Genomic DNA, 18,629 nt, shown 5'->3' with positions numbered 1-18,629 from the left:
AAGAAGGACGGAACCGTGAGAATTCCTTTAGAGCGGCATTCATCCAAAGCAGTTTATTTGCAGATCCGCGATCGCATTCGTCGATTAATTGAAACAGGAGCTTTGCAAACCGGCGATAAACTTCCCTCAATTCGCGCTTTAGCCGAAAATACAGGAGTTAATAAGTTAACAGTTATCGAAGCCTACAACGTTCTTGAAGCTGACGGGTTAATTGCAGCGCGTCAGGGTTCAGGGTATTTTGTCAATCCTACACATCGCAAATCAGTTTCCAATTTTGCGCCTCCTCAAGATGTCATTGTCTCTGAGCAACCACCACCATTTCTATTTGAAGAAGCTAAGAGTGGGGCATTTTTTAATCTCTACATGGCATCATTGCAAGCACGTTCTTCACCAGGAATGATCGACTTGAGTAGCGGCTTTCCTTCTGAATCAGGTTTAGAAGATTTACCACGCATCGCCAGAAGGGCTGTCAAGCAAGTTACGGGTAGCTTATTTAACTATGACAATCCACAAGGACAATTGATGCTGCGGCAGCAAATTAGCCGGATGCTAGTACAGCAGCACGGGATGAATGTCACACCAGATAACCTCATTATTACCAATGGTTCTAAACAAGGATTGTCGTTAGTTGTTCATTACTACGTTAAACCAGGTGATTGGGTCATTGTTGAAAGTCCAACCTGGCACGGAATGCTTTCACTGTTATACAACATGGGAGCAAGAGTCATTGGTATTCCCATGACAGCTGAAGGCATGAATCTTGAGTTGTTGGAAAAAAATCTTCACACCTATCGCCCAAAGCTGATATTTACTGTGAGTACTCTGCACAATCCTACAGGAATTACAACTTCTCAATCACATCGTCAACAATTGCTACAGCTTGCAGAGCGTTACGAATGCGTCATTTTAGAGGATAATGCCTATGAAGGGTTGAACTTTGAACCTGTTCCTGCGCCAATTAAAGCTTTGGATCGCAAAGATATCGCAACTTATGTAGGGACTTTTTCTAAAACCTTAATGCCAGGTATCCGTGTCGGTTACTTAGTTGTTACAGGAAAGCATTATCAACCGTTAGTCGAACGCAAGTTACTCGACGATCTTCATGTTTCTACAGTGTCTCAAGCAATTGTGAGTGAGTATCTTGCTTCAGGACACTATCGTCATCATTTAGCACACTTACAAACTCAACATCGTCAAAGTCAAAACGCCATGCTAAGTGCCTTGCAAAAGTACTTTCCACCCTCAGCATCGTGGACAGTTCCGAATGGTGGTGCATTTTTATGGGTACAAATGCCAGCAGGCTTACCAATGTCCAAAATTTGTCAACAAGCACTATCGCGTGGAGTTTTTGTTGCTGAAGGAACACCATTCTTCCCTGGACAACAGGGATATCCTGCATTACGTCTTAACTTTACCTTGTCTCCAGAGAAGATCGATCGAGGTATTTTAGTCTTGGGCGAATTAGTGCAAAAGTATTTGTCATAATTATACCTCCTGCACGAATGCTTAATAAATGAATTTGCAGCTAAAAAACTAAGTTTATCACCGTGCAATTACTACTACAATTCCTACTCTATTGTGCTTCCGCCCACTTAGTTTGAATAGCCCCGAAGGGAGTCGAAGGGCATTTTAGTATTCACTTATACACGCACACAACTACACAAATGTCAAACTAAAATTGTTTGCAAGCCCTTTACTAAACGTTCCACACCTTCTTTGGCAGTGGATTCTTGTAATGCGCCATAAGCAACGCGCAGATAACACCCGCGATCCATACCAAAAGCTGTCCCTGGAAGTACTGCAACTCGATGTTCGCGAATCAGGCGTTCGGTTAGTTCAAAGGCATCTAATTGCGTGTGCACCTTCAAGAAAAAGTAAAAAGCACCATCAGCAGGTGCAATTGTACATAATCCTTGCAGTGAGTTGAGCGATCGCAAAACAACTTGGCGTACCCTAGCGATCGCTTGAATATGACTGCCACAATAATCAAAACCTGTTTGTAGTGCCCCCAACGCAGCATACTGGGAAACAACTGGCGGACAAATTAAGTTTGTATCTTGGACTTTTTTGATAGGAACAAGTAAGTTTTCTGGAATCACCATGTAACCAATCCGCCAACTTGCAAATCCATAAGCTTTAGAAAGGCTGTACAGCGAAATTGTTTGAGAATTACTTTGAGGAAATGCACCAGGAGAAACGTGCTCGACGCCGTCGTAGGTAAAGTATTCATAGGCTTCGTCACTAATGTGATAAATTCCGCGATCGCGACAAAGTTGATTGACTTCGCGTAATGCTTCTTGAGAATAAACTGCACCTGTTGGATTATTGGGTGAAATTGTCACCACGGCTTTAGTTTTTTCTGTAATTGCTTGCGCGATCGCGTCGGGGCGGAGTTGATAGTTTTCATCAGTAGAAACAAAGACTGGACGACACCCCGCAATTTGGATCGCCATTTCATGATTGAAATAATAAGGTGTTTGGAGAATAACTTCATCACCTACCGAGGTAATTGCCAGCAGCGCATTCATAAATCCCATATTGCTACCAGCCGTTACCATGATGCATTGCCGATCAAGAGCAATCCCATTGAAAGCTTGCAGTTTTGCTTTAATTGCTGCAACCAAAGGGGGAATACCTTCAATAGCTTTATATTGATGATTTGTCGGATCGGCAAAGAATTGAGTCAGATCGGTTGCTTCCGGTGGCGGTGGATAGTATACAATACCTTGCCCTAGAGAAATTGTGCCAGGAACACTGCGAATCAGTTCTCCCACAATCGGAATGACTGGCGACTGTACCGCCTGCATCCGCGATGTTGTCATGGTTTTCATTTTCTACAACTTGCGCATCAATCCTCCAAATTTAGCGTGTTGGGGGTTTCTTTTTCCAGAAAAGTTTAGTTCCCATCTCTGTTTTTGCCGAAAAAACGAGGTAAGCGACGAGTAAGATCGCACTAACAAGAAAAGGAATTAAGTCACTATTCATGAACTAATTTTAAGAGAAGACACTATGCAAACCTGCACTTTAGGATTTAGAGGTTAGATTACTTGAAAAGTAGTTTATCAAAACCAAATAAAGTTTTCTACTATCAATAAAGCTCCTCGCTACCTTGCTAACGTCAGTTCGCATGTTTAAACAATTGTATAAACTGCGCATTGTCTGAAAAACAAATTCCTGATGAATATTAGTAAAATAACTAGGTGGTGTAATTGCTATTACTCCATTATTATTCTCTAGTTTCCAAGACAAACTGTTTTGAATAATCTCTTATGATATAAAAATAGTAAGAGTTTATATAGCATTTTCCTCTGCGAAACCTAAGCATAGAATAAAAGCTTACAAAAGTGTTTTTAAAAAGCTTTTTGATTTTTGATGATATTTTTTTGCTCAAAACATAAGAGGCAAATATAAAAATTCTAAGCAAGTTTTCCAATTTTTTAGACATAAGATGCAAACATAAAAATTCTATGCTCAGCAAACTTAGCTGTCTTGGAATTACTATGACGTCAGAAGCCCAACGCCTCGCAGCCACGCGACAAGGACAAACGAACTGGAAAAAGTGGGGACCCTATCTTAGCGAACGTCAATGGGGTACAGTGCGGGAAGATTATTCAAAAGATGGCAATGCTTGGAACTATTTTTCACACGATCAGGCGCAATCGCGTGCATATCGTTGGGGAGAAGATGGACTTGGCGGTATAACGGACGATCATAATTTACTCTGCTTTGCGTTGGCGCTTTGGAATGGCAACGATCCAATTCTCAAAGAGAGATTGTTTGGCTTGACCAACAGTGAAGGTAATCACGGTGAGGATGTTAAGGAATATTATTTCTACCTCGACAGCACGCCGACACACTCGTACATGAAATATCTGTATAAGTATCCGCAAGCTGCCTTTCCTTATGACGATCTGGTGCAAACTAACCGCAGTCGTAGTCGCGATGAGTTGGAGTATGAATTATTAGATACTGGGATCTTCAATGGCAATCGTTACTTTGATATTTTTGTTGAATATGCCAAAGCAGATGCCGAAGATATTTTAATTAAGATTAGCGCGTGCAATCGAGGAGACTCAGCAGCAGCACTTGATATTTTGCCAACACTTTGGTTTCGCAATACTTGGTCTTGGGCAAATGGTGGATCAAAACCTGTGATGCAGAAGCTTGAAGGTACAGGCGTGAGTGTCATTCATGCCTATCACACAGATGATTTGTTTAATGAAAAGCTGGGAGATTACTATTTCTATTGCGATCAAGCTGTACCGCTACTGTTTACAGAAAACGAAACCAACAACGAACGATTATTTGGTTCTGCCAATACCAATCCTTACGTCAAAGATGGCATCAATAACTATATTGTGCATGGACAGCAGCAAGCAGTCAACTCAATGCAAATCGGTACAAAGGTTGCACCACACTATTCATTAACTGTGGAAGCCAGTGAAACGCAAGTTCTGCGGTTGCGGTTAACGAAAGCAACTCCAGCTCAAATTGGCGATCCGATGGACGATTTTGATTTGATTTTTGCGACTCGTTTGCAAGAAGCAAATGAATTTTATGATTCGATTACTCCTAAATCTGTAAGAGCCGACACCGATCGCTACAACATTTATAGGCAGGCATTAGCTGGAATGCTGTGGTCAAAACAGTATTTCTACTACGACTTGGATCAATGGCTAAAAGAGCATGGTATCACTCCCTGGATGGCATCTGAACAGAAGCAACGAATTCGCAACAGCGAGTGGTTCCACATGTACAACGATGATGTAATCTCTATGCCAGACAAGTGGGAATATCCCTGGTTTGCAGCGTGGGATCTGGCGTTTCACATGGTTCCGCTGAGTTTAGTTGACCCCGATTTTGCCAAGCAGCAGCTTGAACTGATGCTGCGCGATGACTATTTGCATCCTAACGGGCAGATTCCTGCTTACGAGTGGAACTTTAGCGACGTCAATCCTCCGGTTCATGCCTGGGCAACTTGGGAAACCTACACCCGCGATCGCGAACTCAACAACGGCAAGGGTGATATCGAATTTCTCAAATATGCCTTCTCGAAACTGCTGATTAACTTCACCTGGTGGGTGAACCGTAAAGACGAAGGCGGTAACAATATCTTTGAGGGTGGTTTCCTCGGACTCGACAACATTGGCGTGTTTGATCGCAGTTCTCCACTACCTACAGGCGGATATTTAGAGCAAGCAGACGGTACTGCCTGGATGGTGTTCTTCAGTCAACGCATGCTGCAAATTGCGATCGAGTTAGCGATTCACGATTCCTTGTATGAAGATTTAGCAATCAAGTTCTTTGAGCATACGCTGTGGATTGCAGGTGCGATGGATCGGGCTGGTGACAACCAAGAAGAACTGTGGGATGAAGAAGACGGCTTTTTCTATGATGTACTGCGCTTGCCGGATGATCGAGCAGTGCGGCTAAAGGTTCGCTCGATGGTTGGCTTGCTACCCTTGATGGCAGTGTCAGTTTTTCCAAAAGATGTTTTCCGGCTTTTACCCCGATTTAAAGAACGGGCAAAGCTATTTATGCTACGCCATCCCGAATTAGTCGATAGCTTGCATTTACCCAGCCAGCCTGGACATGACGGACGATTGATGCTGTCCATTCTCAACGAGCAGAAACTGCGCCGTGTCTTGTCTAGAATGCTTGACGAAAGTGAGTTTCTCAGCGATTACGGTATTCGAGCACTATCGCGCTATCACAAAGACCATCCCTACATTTTCTATCACGCTGGGCAGGAATACAAGGTGGAATATCTGCCAGGTGACTCAAATACGGGCATGTTTGGTGGTAACTCCAATTGGCGCGGTCCGATTTGGATGCCTGTCAACTTTCTATTGATCCGAGCGTTAGTACATCTCTACGGTTATTATGCTGACTCATTCACAATTGAATACCCAACGGGTTCAGGGCAGCAGAAAACATTATTTGAAATTGCCCAGGCGATCGGGGAACGGTTGATTCGCATTTTCTCCAAAGATGAATCGAGTTGTCGTCCGGTGTATGGTGGCACAGAAAAGTTTCAAACTGACCCCCATTGGCGCGATCTGATTTTGTTCTACGAATATTTTCATGGCGATAACGGTGCGGGAATCGGCGCTAGTCACCAAACAGGATGGACAGGTTGCATTGCCCGCATAATTCAGGTATCTGGATTTATGACTAAAGAGATTATTCTTCAAACTGCTACGCCAAGCGATGCTCCACAGTATAAACAATGAGTTTTGGACAACTATTTCACAGAAGCTATACCGATGTGACAAAACACAAGGTATCTATTATTTCATCCTCATCTTTTGTGTGGAAATTTCCCTAAGCCCTGATCCCTGATCTCTGACCCCTCTTTTAGGAGCAGCATGATGTCTGATCTAGCAGTGAACTATTGGCGTGAACTGATTAGTGGTGCATTGACTTTCAGCTTTGATGCCTTCCAGCAGGTCATAACACTTCCCTACGGACTATGGTTAGCACTATTAGTCGTGCTGCTATCAGGTCTATCGCTTGCTGTTGGACAAAGTATTATTTTATTTATTAATCGTGTCAAGCCAAGGCGATTTGCGTTTAGTTTATTGCTAAACGCTGTTCTATTTACGTTTGGATTTATCTTTCTCGCCTTGAGCACTTGGCTAATTTGTCGCCTGCCGTGGTCAACACGCGTATCATTCCTCACCTTGGTTAAAGTTTTGGGATTAGGATACACACCTTTGCTGTTTAGCTTTCTAGGAGCCTTGCCTTACTTTGGCTATCCTATCAACAATATTCTTGCCGTCTGGAACTTACTAGCAATGGTGGTGGGATTTGCTGTTGTTGCTCAGGTTGACACTGGATCTGCTTTGATATACATTGCGCTTGGCTGGGTTGTGAAGCAAGTTTTAACAGGAACTATTGGACAGCCCATTGCTCGCCTAGGTTACAGCCTCGCCGATCGCGTTGCTGGAGTTGATTTAGCAAACACGCGCCAAGAGTTAAGAGAACGAGTGTTAACAGGGGTAAGACCTGCGACACCAATAATGACAGCGTCTCAAACTCCGCTACCAGAACGTCAATTGATTCAGATCCCAAGGCGTTCTGCTCCAGAGGCAGCCCGAACCGTTGCTCAAAGCCTTATAACTCAACCGATCGCTTCTACCACCCTAAATATTACTCAAAGGATCGAGACATCCGATCCATTAGTGCAGCTTAAACATCAAACACGCGGTATTTCTCAACCTCTAAAGCTGGCGATGAGCTTATTAGTCATGGCGATCGCGTTTGCAATTGTCTTAGTGCTACTGCGTCCAATTCGCAATGGTCTATTTGGTTGGTACAAGGAATTATCGGGTCTATTGCGGCTGGTTTTTGATTTGGTCTGGATTGGCGTGGTTGCGATCGTCTTTGCCGGAATTCTAGCACCACTGGAGTCGTTAGGTTGGTGGGCAGGTTGGTATGGCGATGATCTCGATACTGCAACTGCAAATACTGAATCAGCAGCGGCACAACCGGCTAACCGCACAATCAATCGCTATGTCGTTTATTTGGATGGAATTGCCCAGTCGGGAGATAAGTATACGCCTGATATTGAAGATTTTTTGGCTGCACTACAGCCTGCTCTGCCCAAGGATGTGGAATTGATACAGGGTTTAATGATGTATTCAGTGCTGAACAAGCCTCTCGATCAAGACCGCCCATTGGCATTTTTGTGGAAAATGGCAGATAAAGTGCGATGGACAAATCCGGCAGCTTTGTTAGGACTTTTAGTGAACCTGCGAAACACGATCATTGTGGCGGTGTCTTCCGATAAGCGCTATGGACCTATTTACAATCAGGGCATCGCGCAAGTTATTTTTGATGGCTTAGTTGAACGAGGCTATCAGCCTGGAAGCGGTGTACCAATTACGCTGATTGGTTATAGCGGTGGGGGAGAAATGTCAGTTGCTGCTGCTCCCTATTTGAAGCGCTCAACTGGTGCATCTATTGATGTCATCTCTCTGGGTGGCGTGATGAGCGCTAACAATAACTTTTTGAAGCTGGAGCAGCTTTATCATATTGTAGGCGACAAAGATACTGTCGAGCGGATGGGACCGATTATGTTTCCAGGTCGCTGGAAAATTTTTGTGTTGTCGTATTGGAATCGAGGCAAGCGCAAAGGCAAAATTACAATCCTCTCTGCCGGACCTGTGGGTCATCAGGTTCCAGGAGGATACATGGACCCACAAGCAACGCTATTAGATGGACGAACTTATCTACAGCAGACAATCGAGATCATCCTTCAGATTTTGCGCGGAGAAGCACTGAGGGCGGATCAGTCAATTTCAAGACAAACCAGTCACTATGCCTTGTATCAGGCAGCAGCTTTCAACCGTCCTGACTATTACCCGATCGCTCAAACTGTTGATTTGAAATGGTATCGTCCAATTGGAGATTGGATGGGACGTTTGATCTTGCCTAAACTAGAGGTGCGATCGCTCGTCCAGGGAGTGCTATTTGAAGTTCATCATGCGCCAAAGGAGTATCGCCATCTGATTGGGCAGACAGTGAAGTTGCGTTGGGTAGACCATCCTGATGTCCAGAAGTTAGTTCAAGCAGTAACAAAAGATGTTCACTTCAGCGCAGATGCAGAATTTAGCAGCAGGTATGGCGGTTCAATTCATCCCGATCGCCTCAATCACTGGCAGCAGGTTGATCCGTTAGAATCTCTGGCAGGGGCGCATCCGGTTGATGACTTGATTGTCAAGCTCGATCGTGCAGTAGAAGTAACCGAGGATGCACTTTACATCAACAGTACGCCTATCCAAATTACAGGACGCTTTTATGCACTAGTACGGTTTGTGCAAGCAGTTGGCGGAACCGAGCAGTTTCAGGTTATTCATTTCGATCGAGTTGCGCGTCAGTTTAACGGCAAAGTAGAACTGATGCACTTGCCACAGGTCATCCTGGCAAAGGCTTATGGTAGCTATCCCTCGACAACTCGCGATCTAGAAAAATCACCCTTCAATGAAACAGGTTGGTATGTATATGGGGCAAAGGATGCTCAAGACATTTTTGTGGTGCAATCCCTCGCGCCGCGTGTGCTGTTCCGGCTGCAACCTGAAGCGGTTGTTTTTGGTCGTAAAGCTGCCTACACCTATATTCGCAAACGCGCTTGGGCAAATATAGTCGAGCAAAAGGGCAAAATCTCTTCAGTACTTTGTCCCAGCCGATTGAACGGTACTGATGCTGCAATTAAAGTGGCAATCGATGGTTGGCAAGTGGGCGATCGGGCATTAGTGGTACACACTTATGGTGGTATCGGTGGTAAGAAGAAAGAACCAGCTGCGGCAACGCCCATTTTCTTCGGACACTTTGCCTATGGCTTGGCGGAAGTTGTTCGCGATCCGCTGGCTGACGAACTGCGATTTGACATTTGCTATCACCAGGTTTACACCCAGAATACTGACGGATTAATAGCTGGTACGCTGCACTGGTCGCGCTACATGGGCGATCGCCAGTTTGGTTGGGTAGGCACTCGTCCCACCTGTGATATTCTCATTAAACTTGATGCTTTTACAAACACTTACACAATCAATAACGTGACCGTTTCTCCCTTAGATTTGATGATGCGTCAGCTTCAAGTGATGACGGCTCGCTATCGGATTGGAGATGGCACAGGCGGTACTTATGTTGGACCTGCTAATAACTGTTCGCAGGACTCTAACCAAGCACTCTTTGCCAGTATCCGTACAACAGCTCGTATCCTGCGAGAAAATCCTCAAGTATTACAAATGCTTTTACAAGAAGTAGACCAAGAACAGCGATTCAAAAAGCTACAGCTATTGGGAAAAGACCTAGAAGGAAAGCTGCAATCTTTGGGAGGATCAAGGACAGATTGGGAAAAGAATGAATACAACTTGGGCAGCACGCTAGAGGATAATCCATTACGGAACTTGTGGACTGGGCTGGGTAGTTGGCAAACTATGCTGCCACGTAAAGCTAGCGATACAATCGTGCAGACTTTTCTAAAGTATGGTGCATCTGTATGGATTCTACGAACGAATCAAATTGGTGGATACGATCCGGACACTGAACCGATCGCACCCATCACACTGTAGTCGCGAGCAGCAGTTTACTCAACAGTTACAGACTTTGCTAAATTTCGTGGTTGATCGACATCTAAGCCGCGACGTGCCGCAATGTGGTAAGCCAATAACTGTAAAGGAATTACACTAATAATGGGTGAAAGTAACTCTTCTACAGCAGGAACAGGAATCAAGTCATCAAAGGTCTCAACTGCTTCAGAATCATTCATTGAAGTCACCCCAACGAGCTGCGAATCACGTGCTTTGGCTTCTTGGGCGTTAGATATCACTTTTTCGTAAACACTACCAGGCATGGCGATCGCAACGACAGGCACTTTAGCATCTAACAATGCAATTGGTCCATGTTTGAGTTCTCCGGCGGGATATCCTTCGGCATGAATATAGCTAATTTCTTTCAATTTCAACGCGGCTTCTAAAGCAATGGGGAAATTAATACCGCGTCCAATAAAAATAAAGTCTTGCGTGTCGTTAAATTGATGCGTTAATTCTTGGATATAACGTTCTTGGCTTTCTAAAATTAACTCAATCTGCGCAGGTAACTGACGTATTCCTTGAAGAATTTCATACAAACGATGTGGTGACAATGTTTTACGGCGAAAGCCTAAATCTAACGCTAAGCAATAAAATGCTAACAACTGAGAAATAAAACTCTTGGTTGCTGCAACACCGATTTCAATACCCGCGTGAGTATCTATTAAGTGAGCAGCAATTGTTGCAATTGAACTATCGAGGCGGTTGGTAATTCCTAATAATCTCACTTGATACTCTGGTGAGACATCTCTACGGCGTTCTTTTTCCATCGCCAATGCTGCCAAAGTATCAGCAGTTTCTCCTGATTGAGTAACGCCAATCATGAGTGTATTTGTTGTTAAAGGTGGTGGTGCATAGCGAAATTCTGAGGAGTATTGCACCATAGTCGGAATTCCTGCCAACTGTTCGAGTAAGTACTTCCCGATTAGGCTAGCGTGCCAGCTTGTGCCACAAGCAACAATTTGCACTTGCTCTAAGTCAGCGTATAGATGTTCGGGTAGATTGAGTTTGATTGGTGTTTCTGTAGCGTTATCAGGCTTCCAGTTGTCTTTAAGATAAGCTTCAATAAATGTTCTGACGACTCCAGGTTGCTCGTAGATTTCTTTGAGCATGAAATGTCGGAATCCTTGTTTTTCTACCATAACCGGATTCCAGTTAAGTCTACGAGGCTGTTTTTTCAAGCGATCGCCTGAAAAGTTATACACTTCCACACCTAAGGGTGTTAATTTTGCCACTTCACCATTTTCTAATGCCAGCACTGCGCGGGTGTGTGGTACTAAAGCTGGAGTATCAGAGGCACAAAAAAATTCCCCTTGACCAAAACCAATTGCTAGTGGTGCTTGTTGTCGGGCAATAATCAGTTCATCAGGGTAGTCCGCAGAAATGACTGCGATCGCAAACGCCCCCTCAAGCTTATTGACGGCTTGTCTAACGGCTTCTAAAAAGGGCGAAGAATGCGAATTTTTGTTTTTGAGAAACTGTGCAATGAGGTGCGGAATGACTTCAGTATCAGTTTCTGAGCGAAACTCGTGTCCGAGTTGTTTGAGTTCCTCGCGTAACTCGCGATAGTTTTCAATAATGCCGTTTTGTACAACTGCTACCCGCATCGCCATGTCCATATGTGGATGAGCGTTGTACTCTTCGGGCTTGCCATGTGTTGCCCAACGCGTGTGTCCAATACCAATTTGGGCAGGATTCTCAGTTCGTTCTAATTTTTCTCGGAGATTGTGAAGTTTACCTTTTGCTCGTACACAATGAATTTCACCTTCAAAGATGGTGGCAATTCCTGCGGAATCATAGCCCCGATACTCTAGTTTTTCTAGACCAGAAAGTAAAATTTCTGTAGCTGCTTGAGTGCCAATATAGCCAACGATTCCGCACATTTACACCACCACTCTTGATTAATTGCTCTGTCTTGTCAAACCTACATAACCAATTTTAAATCGTCAAGAACTGAGTTTTTGCGATCGCCATGCTTTGTTTGAAGAAGCTTCTGTCTTAAGAAAGAAAAAGGGGAATAAAACTTCCCCAACTGTTGAATTGAATTTGGACAATTAAAATCAAGTAAAAGGTACTCTTGCTTAAGACGCTTGATATTAAACTTGATTTCGTTGCCAGAGAAGTTCAAAGATTCTCAATAGGCAAGTCCCATACTCCGCGTGGTTTCCGCATTACTGAGATAAACTCGAATGCTTAAAAAGTCTGTAGGACAAGCAGTTTCACACCGCTTGCAACCTACACAATCTTCTGTTCGCGGAGATGCAGCAATCTGACCAGCTTTGCAGCCGTCCCAGGGAACCATTTCCAACACATCTGTTGGGCAGGCACGAACACATTGAGTGCAGCCAATGCAGGTATCGTAAATTTTGACACTATGAGACATTGAATAAAGGCTCCAAACGAGTCGTTTTTTCTTACAAACTCATATTCAAGGCATAGTTTACCGCACTGATGAAGTCGGTTTCAGCAAAAGGCTACAGAACTTTAAATTCTGTAATAGAAAGGGGTCAGAAATCGGGGATTGGGGGTCAGGGAATTGCTCGCAGCGAAAGTTGACGTCGGTAGTATCAGAATTCCTTACAGACATAGAAAAACTAGTGAGTGGCGATTTAGACTGCCTATTACCCATTACCGAGTACTAGCTTTAATAGCTAACTAAAATTTGAATCGTTTTTGGCGGTAATTGGCGACAGATTCAACAATACCAATAGCAATAAAGTTTGTGAGTAATGCTGATCGTCCGTAACTCAGCCAGGGCAGAGGAATGCCAGTTACAGGCGCAAGTCCAATAGTCATCGCAATATTAACGATCGCCTGAAAAACAACCATTGATAAAACACCAATAGCCAACAAAGAACCGAAGTTATCTTTGGCAGTTTGAGCAATATGCACCAAGCGTAGACAAATTAACCAAAATACAAATAACACTGCTAAACCACCAACAAAGCCTAGTTCTTCTCCAATGACTGAGAAAATAAAATCCGTATGTTGTTCTGGAACAAAATTAAGTTGTGTTTGCGTTCCTTGATATAAACCTTGTCCCCACAATTGTCCTGCGCCAATAGTGATCCGCGATTGAATCAGATGATAGCCACCGCCAAGCGGATCTTTTTCGGGGTTGAGGAACAAAATTAAGCGATCTTTTTGGTAGTCTTGCAATAATCCCCAAAGAACATAACCTAATTGACCAGCCGCAAAATTAGTAGCGATCGCACCTAATGCTCCTAACCAACGCCAAGGCAAAGTTTGCCAAGCTATAACACTCATAGTTGTCGCCCAGACAAACCATGCAGGTAGATAGACACTAAATAAAATAACAGCGACAATCGGAGAAATTAGTAGTACTAGCCAACCAGGATTAGCATTACCCCAATAGAGCATTCCAAGTGTAATTGCCCCAAAAACAAGGGATGTACCCAAGTCAGGTTGAACAAACACTAATAACCAAGGAATTGCAGTTACAGCTAATGCTCTTATGACAGCCGGAATGGTTGCTGCAGTTCGCGAGTGTAGCACGGCTGCTAAAGTAATAATAACTCCTATTTTGGCAAACTCTGAAGGTTGGATATTAAAGCCACCAATACTGATCCAACGTTGCGCACCTTTAGCTGTAGTACCAATAAAAATCACAATCAATAGCGAAATATTGGTCAGCGCATAGATAACCCAATGCCACTGCAATAAGTTCTCGTAGCGACAACGTGCAATGATTAGCGCCAGTATCAAACCGATACCACCCACAAGCCAATGCTGCCACCAATCAGTTAACCCTTGATTTAGTTCTGCACTGCGGATCATAACTCCACCAAACACAGTTAAGCCAACCACGGCAATAAGCAATAACCAATCAACTTGTTGCCACGCTGCTAGCCAATATTTCCAGCGCAGAGGAGATAAGATTCGTAGCATATGGGAGGTCAGAGGTCAAGGAATTCAGTAAAACCAAGTGTACTTATTTTTCATCCAAACGTCCTGATTTCTAAGTTAAGGCGGCGACAGAGACTTTACCAGCAATACTAAGTGCGATCGCCTTTAGAGCTTTTGCAGAGGCAGAATCGGGGTAGGCAACAACAATAGGGACACCGCGATCGCCACCTTGACGCAGCGAGATTTCTAACGGTACGCATCCGAGTAACGGTATGCCAAGTTCTGCTGCGGTTTTTTCTCCACCACCAGAACCGAAGATGTCGTATTGCTTTTCTGGCATATCTGGCGGAATAAAGTAGCTCATATTTTCTACAATACCTAACACTGGCACTTGCATTTGTTGGAACATCCGCAAGCCTTTGCGCGAATCAAGTAATGCTACAGTTTGGGGTGTTGTGACAATCACTGCACCCGCCATTGGTACAGCTTGGGTTAGTGTCAACTGGGCATCTCCTGTTCCTGGTGGCATATCAACAATCAGATAGTCGAGTTCTCCCCACTCAACTTGATACAAGAACTGGCGAATAATACCATTGAGCATTGGTCCGCGCCAAATCACGGGTTGGTCGCGATCAATGAGAAATCCCATTGATACCAGTTTTACACCATGATTGAATGCAGGTTCTAGCACTTCACCTTGTTGACCTTGCCGTACCATGACTTGAGTTTCTCCAAGTCCTAACATTGTTGGTGCGTTTGGTCCATAAATATCAGCATCGAGTAATCCGACTTTTGCTCCTGTTTGGGCAAGCGCAACCGCAATATTAACTGCAACAGTACTTTTTCCTACTCCTCCTTTACCACTAGAAACTGCCAAAATATTTTTGACACCAGAAATTCCCGTTCGGTCAGGTAAACTTTTTTGTTGTGGAGTTTCAGCTGTCACATCAACAGCAACATCAGTTACACCAGGTAACTGCTTAACAGCCTTTTGACAGTCTTCAACAATGAATTCACGTAATGGACAAGCTGGAGTTGTTAAAACTAAGGTGAAGCTAACCTTGCCATTGTCAATCTTGACATTGCGAATCATATTCAGTTCCACCAAACTTTTGCGGAGTTCTGGATCTTGCACGGGGCGCAAAACTTCTAAGACGGAACTGGAGTTGAGTGTTTCTAACATAGGTGATTTACTCTCACGCAAGGCGCAACTGTGGCAATGAAATTGCCTCCTGCCTAGATCTTAACGGGCAAGTGCTGTACTTAGTGAGTATCTGAGAATGAGACATTAGAACATAAAGCCATTGTCGTTGAGCATCGCGGTAGAAAGCAGTATTTCCTCCCCGATCTGGCTCCGTTGCTCATGCTGTCATCAATGCCTGCAGCAAAAAATAGTCACCTAAGATCGCGGCAGCCAATCCTTAGCTAATAGTTGCTCAACTGTATAGGGACAAGCATCGGGAAAGTTTTCCAGAAAAATAGTTGTTTCTTCACTTGCTGTTTCCTTCGCCTCTTCATAGGCATCAGGAACTGATTCTAAAAGAAAATCTCCAGCCAAACTTGGATTATCTTTCAGTAATTTCATCAGTTGTCTTCTGGCATTATTGACAGATGTTCGCCAGCTCCGACTTTGGTACTCTGGTTGATACTGCCATTTAAGTAGGTGCAGCAATAAAATCACTAAATGGCTTCTAACTGCTCGTTTCTCACTCCTGCCCAATCCCTCTAGTTCCTCAATCAGATTCTCCCAATCAACTAAGTCAAACTTCTGTTGCCTTAATTGATTAACAGTTGTTTCGATCCATTGATAAAAGTCTCGGTCGTAAAGTGTATTCATGTTGTCCTCTAACTGCGTCAAAATATATTGACCCAACCTAATACGGCTATTAAATTTTATAGCTGTAGTAGTTGGATAGCAGCATATTGTGATGTAGGAGTTCTTACCGTTGCTTAGAAGTCAAAACAACTATCTTTTAAAGATTTTGGTTTTGGTGACAAGGCACTATTTGTTGCTTGTTCGGTAGCAGCTGCCAACGCCGCAGCAACTTTTGCTGCACGAGGTTTAATTAAAGACCAGATGAGAGGTGATAACCAACCATTCAATGTGACAGAGTAAGAAACACAAGTACCACACACTGTTGACTCTACGCGGTAAATGACTCGTTCTTCTACACCTGGAATAGACAACACTCTGACACTCATCATTTCTCCAGGATTTACGCGCTCCACAAAAATCTTAATGGGAATAGGACCAAGGCGCGTTACTGCTTGAAAAATCAAACCTGGTTTGGGTACTAAACCATTGGGAACATTAGTGCTAGTGAGCAACGGATGCCAAGAAACATCTGCTAAGTTTACGACTTTTTGCCAAAGTTCATCCACCGAGGCAGGACTAATTTCTCGGTATGTTCGCACTAAAGAACATTGAAACCGGCGACCTTTGCGGTGAATAATTTTGGACAACCAGCCTCGCATTTTTCTAATCCTCCTGTCTGTAGCGCTTTGCCAGCGTATTCTTTGGCGATCGCTACTAATTTGAGCGCTCAGTGTAGCTTATCAAATAAGCTACTTCGCTAAAATCTAGTATGTTTATCGAAAAATTTCAATTGCTGCCTATTTCATCTGTAACAGTCAATTGACTAGTCAGACTGTCTAAGATAATTTAGCTGTTGTCTTCTCTCGAATGGTAGAACTTGATAAAAAAATAATGCGTGCTTAACCTTAGTATTTTTGATAGCAACAGCAGACGCATCTGACCTCGGTGTGCGAGTGCTGTGGAAAGAATTGTTGCATTTTAAAATTGAAGGGGCAGAACAAGGCACAATTATTATTTGTGCCTCAGTTTATAAATGTTGATAGCAAGACAAAACACCTTTATTGACTCGACTCGGCACAAATTTTGGAAATATCGCTTTTAAGATAAGTTGACTTATGACGACTGCTTTAAATCCTCAGATATCTTCTTTCCAATCTCCACCACCAGAAGATGCAAAAGCCAGAGTTAAACAGCTCATGCAGAATCTGCAAGATAACATCTGTCAGGAGTTAGAGCAACTAGATGGAGTTGGTAAGTTTCGCCAAGACTCTTGGGATCGCGAAGAAGGTGGCGGTGGGCGATCGCGTGTCATGCGTGATGGTGCAATCTTTGAACAAGGCGGTGTTGGTTTTTCAGAAGTGTGGGGTTCGCATCTACCCCCTTCGATTTTGGCACAGCGTCCCGAAGCAGCAGGACATAAATGGTTTGCGACAGGTACTTCATTAGTGTTGCATCCGCGAAATCCCTATGTCCCCACTGTTCACCTGAATTATCGTTACTTTGAAGCAGGTCCAGTATGGTGGTTTGGCGGGGGTGCAGACTTAACCCCTTACTATCCATTTGCTGAAGATGCTAGGCATTTTCACACAACTCTTAAGCAAGCCTGTGATACTCACCACTCAGAATATTACCCAACCTTTAAGCGGTGGTGTGATGAGTATTTTTATCTCAAGCATCGCCAGGAAACAAGAGGGGTTGGCGGTATCTTTTTTGACTACCAAGATGGGCAAGGACAGTTGTATCGCGGTCCTACTCCCGATGGCATATCAGCTGCCTATAGTAACTCTCTCGGCGATTTACCGCGGCGCGGTTGGGAAGAACTTTTTGCTTTCGTGCAAGATTGTGGCAACGCTTTCATACCAGCATATGTACCAATTGTCAAGCGGCGCAAAGATATCGAGTATGGCGATCGCGAACGTGATTTCCAGCTTTATCGTCGAGGTCGGTATGTAGAGTTTAATTTAGTCTATGACCGAGGTACTATTTTTGGCTTACAGACTAATGGACGTACTGAGTCAATTCTGATGTCGTTACCACCATTAGTACGTTGGGAATATTGTTACGAACCTGAACCAAATACTCCAGAAGCTGAGTTGTACGAAACCTTTTTAAGACCCCAAGATTGGGCAAATTGGAAAGATCAAGGATGACTGGGTGACGAAAGGGTAGGCGGGTAGTTGAGTAGAAGGGTAAGAGGGTATGGTAATTTCTCTACTACTCGAACACTTGCCAACTCGCCAACACTCCCACTCTCCCACTAGCTTCTCACTCTCCGAAAACGATATGGGCCAAGAATGGCTCCCCAGGTGGCTTTACCAGTTGTGGAGTCAATTCCTTTGTCGTAGCTTAAAAACTCATCTGGAGTGGCTTCAAAGCCGATTGAGACTTGTACAGTATTACCAGCATAGGAAAAACAGCAGCGGCGATCTGATGGTAGTGTGGCTTTAAAGTGATAGCAATCGCGTTCTAATTGGTTTGCAGTGACATCGAGAAGACAACCTGGAAGTAATTCAAAATCATTTGTTGTAAGGGATTTGAGAACTGTAGGGTTAGCACCTGCACCGCGTAAAGCAGTAGGATTTTTCGGCATATAGTATTGCACTTGTAATGACGCCTGACTAGGCTGCTGTTGAATGCGAATCAAGCGTTGTCGATAAGGTTGATCGAGCTTGAGGACATTGGCTTGTTCGGCAAATAGCGTAAAGCTGTCTTCGGTAAACAAGGATACTGGTTGATGCCAAAGACGTAAGTGAACGTACCAAGCTGGTTCCGCGATCGCTTGTTCTTGATTTGTAAATTCGCCGGTGAGGTATTGGGCGATCGCTGTAAGTTCAGACGATAAATTCATA

General features: G+C 43.9%; 13 protein-coding genes. 4 read left to right on the top strand and 9 right to left on the bottom strand.

Features of this window, described 5'->3' with window-relative positions; genetic code table 11:
* The first annotated feature begins 15 nt into the window (after window positions 1-15).
* Entirely contained in the window at window positions 16-1,485 is a 1,470-nt protein-coding gene (locus tag CSQ79_RS15395; protein ID WP_099702052.1) for an aminotransferase-like domain-containing protein, read from the top strand.
* 182 nt (window positions 1,486-1,667) lie between these two features.
* On the opposite strand, the gene CSQ79_RS15390 is transcribed toward CSQ79_RS15395, so the two are convergent.
* On the bottom strand, window positions 1,668-2,831 hold the full coding sequence (locus CSQ79_RS15390) for a pyridoxal phosphate-dependent aminotransferase (protein WP_289501169.1): 1,164 nt from the start codon (window positions 2,829-2,831) through the stop codon (window positions 1,668-1,670).
* Between the two features lie 31 nt (window positions 2,832-2,862).
* Window positions 2,863-2,985, bottom strand: a complete 123-nt coding sequence (locus CSQ79_RS27855) for a hypothetical protein (protein WP_289501168.1) — start codon at window positions 2,983-2,985, stop codon at window positions 2,863-2,865.
* 515 nt (window positions 2,986-3,500) lie between these two features.
* Here CSQ79_RS27855 and CSQ79_RS15385 point away from each other — a divergent pair.
* A complete protein-coding gene (locus CSQ79_RS15385) occupies window positions 3,501-6,233 on the top strand; it encodes an MGH1-like glycoside hydrolase domain-containing protein (RefSeq protein ID WP_099702051.1) in 2,733 nt (910 codons plus the stop codon).
* A gap of 135 nt (window positions 6,234-6,368) precedes the next feature.
* A complete protein-coding gene (locus CSQ79_RS15380; protein ID WP_289501167.1) occupies window positions 6,369-10,079 on the top strand; it encodes a CAAX protease in 3,711 nt (1,236 codons plus the stop codon).
* Window positions 10,080-10,093: 14 nt separating this feature from the next.
* Here the strand turns inward: CSQ79_RS15380 and glmS are convergent, their stop codons facing one another.
* The 6 genes from glmS to CSQ79_RS15350 all read right to left on the bottom strand — a co-directional run bounded on the left by glmS (window position 10,094) and on the right by CSQ79_RS15350 (window position 16,439).
* Window positions 10,094-11,980, bottom strand: a complete 1,887-nt coding sequence (glmS, locus tag CSQ79_RS15375) for a glutamine--fructose-6-phosphate transaminase (isomerizing) (RefSeq protein WP_099702049.1) — start codon at window positions 11,978-11,980, stop codon at window positions 10,094-10,096.
* A 251-nt stretch (window positions 11,981-12,231) separates the two neighbouring features.
* Window positions 12,232-12,480, bottom strand: coding sequence for a photosystem I iron-sulfur center protein PsaC (gene psaC / locus CSQ79_RS15370; RefSeq protein ID WP_015189585.1), 249 nt, complete (start codon window positions 12,478-12,480; stop codon window positions 12,232-12,234).
* A gap of 272 nt (window positions 12,481-12,752) precedes the next feature.
* Window positions 12,753-14,006 carry a rod shape-determining protein RodA gene (gene rodA, locus CSQ79_RS15365; RefSeq protein ID WP_099702048.1) on the bottom strand — a complete coding sequence of 418 codons (1,254 nt, stop codon included), beginning with the start codon at window positions 14,004-14,006 and terminating at the stop codon, window positions 12,753-12,755.
* 70 nt (window positions 14,007-14,076) lie between these two features.
* Window positions 14,077-15,147, bottom strand: a complete 1,071-nt coding sequence (locus CSQ79_RS15360; protein ID WP_099702047.1) for an Mrp/NBP35 family ATP-binding protein — start codon at window positions 15,145-15,147, stop codon at window positions 14,077-14,079.
* Window positions 15,148-15,363: 216 nt separating this feature from the next.
* Window positions 15,364-15,801, bottom strand: coding sequence for a DUF29 domain-containing protein (locus CSQ79_RS15355; RefSeq protein WP_289501166.1), 438 nt, complete (start codon window positions 15,799-15,801; stop codon window positions 15,364-15,366).
* Window positions 15,802-15,914: 113 nt separating this feature from the next.
* Entirely contained in the window at window positions 15,915-16,439 is a 525-nt protein-coding gene (locus tag CSQ79_RS15350) for a polyketide cyclase / dehydrase and lipid transport (protein WP_099702046.1), read from the bottom strand.
* 456 nt (window positions 16,440-16,895) lie between these two features.
* Here CSQ79_RS15350 and hemF point away from each other — a divergent pair, with 456 nt between their 5' ends.
* Window positions 16,896-17,930 carry an oxygen-dependent coproporphyrinogen oxidase gene (gene hemF, locus CSQ79_RS15345; RefSeq protein WP_099702045.1) on the top strand — a complete coding sequence of 345 codons (1,035 nt, stop codon included), beginning with the start codon at window positions 16,896-16,898 and terminating at the stop codon, window positions 17,928-17,930.
* Between the two features lie 107 nt (window positions 17,931-18,037).
* On the opposite strand, the gene CSQ79_RS15340 is transcribed toward hemF, so the two are convergent.
* Window positions 18,038-18,628: a chromophore lyase CpcT/CpeT gene (locus CSQ79_RS15340; protein ID WP_099702044.1), complete on the bottom strand. Its 591-nt coding sequence runs from the start codon at window positions 18,626-18,628 to the stop codon at window positions 18,038-18,040.
* Window position 18,629: the final 1 nt, after the last annotated feature.

Origin of the sequence: Gloeocapsopsis sp. IPPAS B-1203, assembly GCF_002749975.1 — a bacterium.
GTDB lineage: Bacteria > Cyanobacteriota > Cyanobacteriia > Cyanobacteriales > Chroococcidiopsidaceae > Gloeocapsopsis.
The sequence above is the reverse complement of the archived record's forward strand: the minus strand, read 5'-3'. Positions and strand labels throughout refer to the sequence as shown.

Excerpts from the sequence above, each read along its gene's own strand:
- CSQ79_RS15385 (WP_099702051.1), top strand. The coding sequence starts at position 3,501 with ATGACGTCAGAAGCCCAACGCCTCGCAGCCACGCGACAAGGACAAACG.
- glmS (WP_099702049.1), bottom strand. The coding sequence starts at position 11,980 with ATGTGCGGAATCGTTGGCTATATTGGCACTCAAGCAGCTACAGAAATT.
- rodA (WP_099702048.1), bottom strand. The coding sequence starts at position 14,006 with ATGCTACGAATCTTATCTCCTCTGCGCTGGAAATATTGGCTAGCAGCG.
- CSQ79_RS15355 (WP_289501166.1), bottom strand. The coding sequence starts at position 15,801 with ATGAATACACTTTACGACCGAGACTTTTATCAATGGATCGAAACAACT.
- hemF (WP_099702045.1), top strand. The coding sequence starts at position 16,896 with ATGACGACTGCTTTAAATCCTCAGATATCTTCTTTCCAATCTCCACCA.
- CSQ79_RS15350 (WP_099702046.1), bottom strand. The coding sequence starts at position 16,439 with ATGCGAGGCTGGTTGTCCAAAATTATTCACCGCAAAGGTCGCCGGTTT.
- CSQ79_RS15390 (WP_289501169.1), bottom strand. The coding sequence starts at position 2,831 with ATGAAAACCATGACAACATCGCGGATGCAGGCGGTACAGTCGCCAGTC.
- CSQ79_RS15380 (WP_289501167.1), top strand. The coding sequence starts at position 6,369 with ATGATGTCTGATCTAGCAGTGAACTATTGGCGTGAACTGATTAGTGGT.
- CSQ79_RS15360 (WP_099702047.1), bottom strand. The coding sequence starts at position 15,147 with ATGTTAGAAACACTCAACTCCAGTTCCGTCTTAGAAGTTTTGCGCCCC.
- CSQ79_RS27855 (WP_289501168.1), bottom strand. The coding sequence starts at position 2,985 with ATGAATAGTGACTTAATTCCTTTTCTTGTTAGTGCGATCTTACTCGTC.
- psaC (WP_015189585.1), bottom strand. The coding sequence starts at position 12,480 with ATGTCTCATAGTGTCAAAATTTACGATACCTGCATTGGCTGCACTCAA.
- CSQ79_RS15340 (WP_099702044.1), bottom strand. The coding sequence starts at position 18,628 with ATGAATTTATCGTCTGAACTTACAGCGATCGCCCAATACCTCACCGGC.